Genomic DNA, 5,096 nt, shown 5'->3' on the forward strand with positions numbered 1-5,096 from the left:
GGGGATGTCCTGCCGAACGGGGTGCACAGGGGCCGGTCTGGGGAGACCGGCCCCTCTCGTGTTTATTGCCTTCGATGCGCGAGCGCATCGAAGAGCTGTGCTGTACCGCAGCGCCCTGCACGGGCGCTGCGGCTGACAGCGTGGGTGCGGGGCGTGGGTGGTGTGGCTGTGACCGAACGAGTGTGGTGGGTGCGTGATCATGCCGCCGGAGGCGACTCAGACCACCATCGGCTCGGGGGCGCCGTCCGGGCGCATGACCTCGAGCCAGAGGTCGACCTCTTCGCCCTCGTCCTCGAGACCGAGCGCGGCGGCGGTCTCGTCGATCGTGATCGCGACGACGGTGATGGCCTTGTCGGAGCCCTTGGGTGCGGTCCGGATGATGATGCGGTCGGAGTGCAGCCGGCTGACCGCCTCCGCCACACGGTCGAGCACCGGCTCCATCAGCGCCGGGTCGATGTCGTCCAGGCCGCCGTCGTCGAGGACCTGCACGAACGCGCCGCGCCGGCGATGGGCGATGACCTGGTCGCGGAGCGCCTCGTTCAGCAGGCGCCGGCCGCGGATCTCGTCACGGATCGTCTGCTCGAGCACCCGGCACTCCGCTCGCGCGTCCTCGTCGAGGTCGCCGTCGACCTCCGCGATGTGACGCAGCATCGGCAGGGCGACGCGGCTCGTCTGGGTCAGACGGACCTGCCGCTCGAAGTGGTGCGCGTCCTGCGCGGCCTGCCACTCCACCGCCTCGCGCTCCGAGCGGGCGAACTGGTGGATGTCGCGCATCGCGTGCGAGAGGGCGCGGACACCGAAGTACGCCGCCGCGACCCACAGCGTCATCGTCGCGGCACCGATCAGCCCTGCCGACCCCTCCCACACGAGGCTCTGCGCCACGACCAGGCCCGTGCCCACCCACGCGTGCACCGAGCGCTGTCGGATCATCGTCACCACCAGGAGGCAGCCGGCCGCACCGATGTACCAGTGCACGTCCCCCATCGTCCGCGAGGCCACCGGGGCGCTCGCGCAGAGCAGGGCGATCGCGAAGGAGACACCGGCGTTCAGCCCGGACACCAGCGGCGAGAGGGTCGGACCCCGATCCGCGACGGTCAGCAGGAACGCCGTCGTGAACAGGCCCAGCGCGATCAGGATCCGCTCCGGATGCACCGACGCGGTCATCACCAGCGCACCGTTGACGATCGTTCCGGCCGCGACTCCGGCGGCGAGCAGCGCGAGCAGGGGCCGAGGGAGCGGGATCATGCGAGCACCGCCGAGTCACCGGCCGCCGCGCGGTCGGCAGCGCCCACGGCCGAAGCGGGCCAGGACAGGACGAACGTCGCCCCCTCGCCGATCGCGGTGCGCACCTCCACGTCGCCGCCGACGCGGTGCATCCGCTCGATGATCGACACGCGCAGGCCGAGGCGTTCGGAGGCGACCGCCGACGGGTCGAAGCCGCGGCCCCGGTCCTCGACGACCACCCGGATGCCGCCGCCGGCGATGCCCTCGAAGGTGATCGAGCGCGGGACCTCGGGGCCTCCCGCGTGCTTGACGCTGTTCGTCATGGCCTGCACCGCGGCCGACACGATCGCATCCGCCACCGACTCCGGCACGGATTGGTCGCGCATGTTCTCCGTCGCGACGGTGAAGGCGTCGCCGATCCCGGCGGAGTCGGAGCGCACGCGGGCGGGCAGCTCCGCGATCGGGACCTTCGGCCCGATATGCGATGCGACGGTCGCCCGCGACAGCACGGTCATCGTGTGCACCGCCATGCGCGACGCGAGCGCCCGCGCCTCGGGCGTGTGCGCCCCGGCAGCGGAGAGGAAGGTGGTGAGCACCGAGTCGTGCACGAGCGAGTCGGTGCGGGTCCGCTCCGACTCGGTCGCCTCGTCGATCCGCGCACCCGCGTACAGGCTGAGCGCCGCGCCCTCGGCGGAGTCGACGTCGCGGGCCGCTCGCCGCACGGCGTGGACGACGAGGAGCAGCGCCAGACCCAGCTCGGCGGTGGAGGAGGCGCCGAGCAGGGCGGTCGACAGGGTCGCCGATCCGCCGGGGGGTGTGGTGCGGATCGCGGCGATCGCGACCGTCACCGAGAAGACGTACCCGGTCGCGACGAACCAGCGTGCGGCGACGATCATCAGCGCGCACGGGACGCCGGCGATGGCGAAGAGCCAGGGCGCCCCGGGACCGTCGTAGTGGTTGCCGACCGCGACGGGCCACAGCGCGAGCGCGGCGAGGTAGACGAGCGCGGTGCCGCCGAACACGGAACGCGTCCACTGGTGCAGCAGCGCGGAGAGCGCGGCGACGGCGATCGTGCCGTACACCGACACGGCGAGCAGCAGGCCGACGGCCATGCTCATCTGCGCCCAGTCCTCGGCGAGGCGGGGCAGCGTCATGGCGGCGAACAGCAGCCCGAACAGGCTGACCATGCCCGCCAGCACCATCTCGATGCGCCGTGAACCGATCGGGGCGAGCCCCATCCGGGCCGCCATGTCGCGCCCGCGCGTGTCAGTCATCGTGGACGGGGCTGAGGTCGAGCCCGCGCACGGTCGTCGCGCCGACGAACCGGTGTCCGGCACGCGAACCCGGCCGCGGCGGCTCCTGCGCGCGCACCTCCGCCGGGCGGACCGGATCGGTCGCCTGCTCGGCGGACGAGGTCGTCGTCACAGCGGGCCTTCCTTCGAATGGGTGGAGCACGGTCGTGCGGGAGTGTACGAGCGGGCCGGCGCTGCCGGACGAGGCGCCCCGTGTGTCATCCAGATGGCGTACCGACCGGTCTGTCGATCTCGAGCCACAGGTCGACGCGGTCGTCCCCGTCGTCGAGGCCGAGCGCGGCCGCGATCGGATCGCTCGACGTCGCGACGACGGTGAGCGCGCTCGGCGAGTCCGCAGCCGAGGTGCGGATGACGATCCGGTCCGACGTCAACGGGGCGATGGCCTCGGCGACGCGGGTGAGCATCGGATCGACCACGGCCGGTTCGAGGTCGTCGATCCCGCCGTCGTCGTTGACCTGCACGATCGAACCGCGCCGGCGCAGGGCCATGATCCGATCGCGGAGGACGTCGTTCAGCAGCCGCCGGCCGCGGATCTCGTCGCGGATGGTCTCTTCGAGCACGCGGCATTCGGCGCGGTCGGCCGGATCGAGCCGGCCGCGGGCGTCGGCGATCCGCTGGAGCATCGGCGCTGCGAGGCGGCCGGTCGTCACGAACCGGAGCTGGCGCTCCGCGTGGTACGCGTCCTGGGCCGCGAGGTACTCGATCTCCCGGCGCTCCGCGGCCGACGACCGCTGCATGTCCCGGGTGGTGCGCTGCAGCGCCCAACCGCCTCCGGCGAGGACGGCGACGAGCAGCACCGTCCGGGAGACGCTGAAGCGATCCAGGCCGCCAGGGCCGGCCCAGAGCATCGTGTGTGCCACCAGCGCTGCGGTCAGCAGCCAGGCGAGAGGCTCGCGTCGGCGCCAGTAGAGGACGACGACCATGCAGCCGGCCGCGCGGACGGACCATCCTCCGGAGTCGTAGGAGTCGCGCAGGGGATCCACCGCGACCGTGCCGAGCACCGGGACGGCAGCTCCGGCGACCGTCCCCAGCGCCGCCTTCCAGCGCGGCAGCCGATCCGGGTCGCGGTCGACGAAGAGCAGGAGGAACACCCCGGCGAACAGGACGAGCGCCGCGATCGAGGGGCCCGGCACCGTCTGGGTCCGGATCTGGACGATCGCGAACGTCACCACGAACGTCATGGAGACCCATCCCATGATGAGGATGAATCGGCGCGGCAGGGCGATCATGCGATCACCAGCGCCTCATCCGACAGCGGATCGGTCCCCGCCATCACGACCGATCCCCAGCTCAGCACGACGGTGCAGCCGCGTCCCGGCGCGGTGTCGATGTCGGCGCGGCCGTCGACGCGGCGCAGCGGCTGCTGCACGATGGTCGCCACGCCGCGCAGCGACACGCTGGCGGGGTCGAAGCCGACGCCGTCGTCGCGCACGATGATGCGCAGGCCGTCCGGACCGAGCGGCGTGATCCGCAGCTCCCGCGACTCCGCGTCGGCGTGACGGACGCTGTTCGCCATCGCCTCGGCCATCGCGTCGAGCAGCGCATCCGCGATGTCGACGGGCAGGATCACGGCTCCGGAGCCGCCGGCCTGCACGGCGAACCGGGACAGGAGGGGCGCGAGTCGCGTCTCGACCGCGGCCCACCGCTCGGCGAACGGGATCGCGATCCCGTAGTCGGTCGACCGGTTCACGTGGGCGAGCACCCGGACGGCGTTGGCAGCCATCCGGCCCGCGAGCTCCTCGGTCTCCGGCGTCTGGGCGGATGCGGCGGTCAGGAAGGTGGTGAGCACCGCGTCGTGCAGCAGCGCATCGGTCCGGCGCCGCTCCAGCTCGGTGGCGTCCTCCGCACGAGCGGCCGCGTATTCCGCGAGCACCGTGGCCTGCGCGCGGTCGGCGCGCCGGACGTCGCCCCGGAGCGCGGCGACCACGAGGGTCAGCACGACCGTCAGCATCAGGACGAGCAGCGCGTCGGCCAGCGCCTCCGCGGGCCGGACGCCGCCGGCCACCCCGAGCACGACGCCGACCTGGGCGGCGAGAGCGACGCCGATGGTGATCGACAGCACGGCCGACGACGATGCGACGGCGAGGTAGGCCATCGGGACCGCCGACATCGCGGCGATCCACGAGACCTGGTCGTGCGAGATCGGCTGCGTGATCGCGAAGGGGAGCACGACGAGCCCCAGGGCGTACGCCGCGACGGCAGCCCACAGGATCGGACGGGACGCTCCGCGGGCGACCGCGGCGATCGGGCCGCCGAGCGCCGACGCCCAGATCGGCACGATCGCCGCACCGGTGAGCACGCCGCCGAACGAGGCCACGTCGGCGGTGAACGCGTCGACCGTCTGCAGCGCGTAGAGCACACCGAAGGCACCGACGACGATGCCGAGGTAGCGCTCGAACCGCTCCGCGCCGATGATGCGGGTGGCGCGATCCATCACCGTCGACGCTGCGGGCCCGGCCGGTGCGGTCGCGACGGGCCGTCCCTCAGTCGTCATGGGTGGGCGCGTCGGGGTCGAGTCCGGGGAGGATCCCGTCCTCGACCGCGCGACGCAGCAGATCC

At 72.9% G+C, this 5,096-nt stretch carries 5 protein-coding genes; all 5 read right to left on the minus strand.

Annotated elements, in window-relative coordinates:
- Positions 1-216 precede the first annotated feature (216 nt).
- The 5 genes from ACFE67_RS13885 to ACFE67_RS13905 all read right to left on the minus strand — a co-directional run bounded on the left by ACFE67_RS13885 (position 217) and on the right by ACFE67_RS13905 (position 4,971).
- Positions 217-1,245: a hypothetical protein gene (locus ACFE67_RS13885; protein ID WP_375407467.1), complete on the minus strand. Its 1,029-nt coding sequence runs from the start codon at positions 1,243-1,245 to the stop codon at positions 217-219.
- The gene (locus ACFE67_RS13890) at positions 1,242-2,498 is read right to left on the minus strand and encodes a sensor histidine kinase (protein ID WP_375407468.1); all 1,257 of its coding nucleotides are present in this window, start codon (positions 2,496-2,498) and stop codon (positions 1,242-1,244) included. The genes ACFE67_RS13885 and ACFE67_RS13890 overlap by 4 nt, the downstream gene beginning before the upstream one ends.
- A complete protein-coding gene (locus ACFE67_RS13895; protein ID WP_375407469.1) occupies positions 2,491-2,649 on the minus strand; it encodes a hypothetical protein in 159 nt (52 codons plus the stop codon). Before ACFE67_RS13895 ends, ACFE67_RS13890 begins: the two co-directional genes overlap by 8 nt.
- A gap of 85 nt (positions 2,650-2,734) precedes the next feature.
- Complete coding sequence (locus ACFE67_RS13900; RefSeq protein WP_375407470.1) at positions 2,735-3,766, minus strand: hypothetical protein; 1,032 nt, start codon at positions 3,764-3,766, stop codon at positions 2,735-2,737.
- Positions 3,763-4,971: a sensor histidine kinase gene (locus tag ACFE67_RS13905; RefSeq protein ID WP_375407471.1), complete on the minus strand. Its 1,209-nt coding sequence runs from the start codon at positions 4,969-4,971 to the stop codon at positions 3,763-3,765. The genes ACFE67_RS13900 and ACFE67_RS13905 overlap by 4 nt, the downstream gene beginning before the upstream one ends.
- Positions 4,972-5,096: the final 125 nt, after the last annotated feature.

This window comes from uncultured Amnibacterium sp. (assembly GCF_964244015.1).
GTDB lineage: Bacteria > Actinomycetota > Actinomycetes > Actinomycetales > Microbacteriaceae > Amnibacterium.

Coding starts and splice junctions, on each gene's coding strand:
- ACFE67_RS13900 (WP_375407470.1), bottom strand. CDS start 3,766: ATGATCGCCCTGCCGCGCCGATTCATCCTCATCATGGGATGGGTCTCC.
- ACFE67_RS13885 (WP_375407467.1), bottom strand. CDS start 1,245: ATGATCCCGCTCCCTCGGCCCCTGCTCGCGCTGCTCGCCGCCGGAGTC.
- ACFE67_RS13905 (WP_375407471.1), bottom strand. CDS start 4,971: ATGGATCGCGCCACCCGCATCATCGGCGCGGAGCGGTTCGAGCGCTAC.
- ACFE67_RS13890 (WP_375407468.1), bottom strand. CDS start 2,498: ATGACTGACACGCGCGGGCGCGACATGGCGGCCCGGATGGGGCTCGCC.